This is a genomic window from Acinetobacter stercoris (genome assembly GCF_900323515.1).
GTDB lineage: Bacteria > Pseudomonadota > Gammaproteobacteria > Pseudomonadales > Moraxellaceae > Acinetobacter > Acinetobacter stercoris.
The window spans coordinates 1-1253 of the sequence record NZ_OOGT01000399.1 but is presented as its reverse complement, the minus strand read 5'-3'; the positions used below and the strand labels follow the sequence as shown (position 1 = coordinate 1253).

Annotated in this window: 1 protein-coding gene and 1 pseudogene; both read right to left on the bottom strand. The window is 36.1% G+C overall.

What is annotated here, in order from left to right:
* Positions 1-517: pseudogene (locus KPC_RS19815) on the bottom strand (two-component sensor histidine kinase); the annotation flags it as partial.
* Entirely contained in the window at positions 514-1188 is a 675-nt protein-coding gene (locus tag KPC_RS19810) for a response regulator (protein WP_121976009.1), read from the bottom strand. The pseudogene KPC_RS19815 and the gene KPC_RS19810, both read right to left, overlap by 4 nt.
* Between the last annotated feature and the right edge of the window lie 65 nt (positions 1189-1253).

Genomic DNA, 1253 nt, shown 5'->3' with positions numbered 1-1253 from the left:
AAATAATACAAAGTATTAAAGTCAGAATCAGCGGATAAAGAATAGATTGTAAAATCTCTAATAATAATTCCTCACGAAACTTAAGTTTTTCCGCTGAAACGACCCGTAAGTTATGTTTTTCTAATACAAAACCACGCCATTCATTGCCAGAATGATCTGTCCATGAACTAAAGCCAATAGGGCGGTTGCTTAGGTTTTCAGGTGCTCCACGTGTCCTGGCAACAACCTGTTTTTTTAAGCTTACATTTGCACTGAAAAAAGCAACTTCACATGCGATAAAGTTTTGCTGATCTGGATCATTGAGTAATGGTTTTGCGGTTGCGATCAGATCATTCGGAGGAATTTGATGTAGCAATCTGGCAACCATATGTGCTGAAGCAGATAGCCGTTCATCAAGTGTTTCAGTCATTTTTCGTTCAAGGTTTGTATACAGCAAGGTAAAAGCTATACCCCAAACGACAATAAATGCACTTATAATGCTGAGAACCAAACGCAATTTCAGGCTATAGTTTTTCATGATTCAGACTCATCTTTTGCATGAAAAAGATAGCCAACACCTCGAATGGTCTGAATCCGCTCAGTGCCGATTTTTTGTCTTAAATAAAATACATGTACATTTAAAGCATTGCTTTCAATGTTTTCCTGAAAGCCATATACCTTATCAATTAAGACATCATTTTTTAAAACCTGATTTGGATGCAGCATGAATGTTTCGAGTAATGCATATTCACGGCGAGCTAATGGTACTTGTTCATTTTTATAAAAAACAATTTGTGCCGCCTTATCTAGAGTTAAATCCCCTAATGTAATGATATTACTCGCATAACCACGATGTCTTCGTCCCAAAGCGTGGATTCTGGCGATTAATTCTGGCAGTTCAAAAGGTTTTGTTAAATAATCATCTGCCCCCAGATTAAGTGCTTCAACACAATCTTGCGTCTTATTTCTAGCAGTAAGCACCAAAACAGGAAGGTGAATATTTTTTTCACGCCAGATTTTGAGTAAATCCAGCCCATCTTGATCTGGCAAACCTAGATCAAGCAGGCATAAATCAACAGACGTATTCTGGATATAGTAGTTTGCATCTTTGGCAGAGCTTACATGTTCAATTGAAAAGTTGAGATGACGTAATGCAAGCTGAATGCTTTTTGCAATGAATGGATCATCTTCAACCAATAAAATAAACATATATTCTCCTGTATTATGTAAAAAATCAGAAATTGAGATATTGAATACAGATTTTTATATAAAAA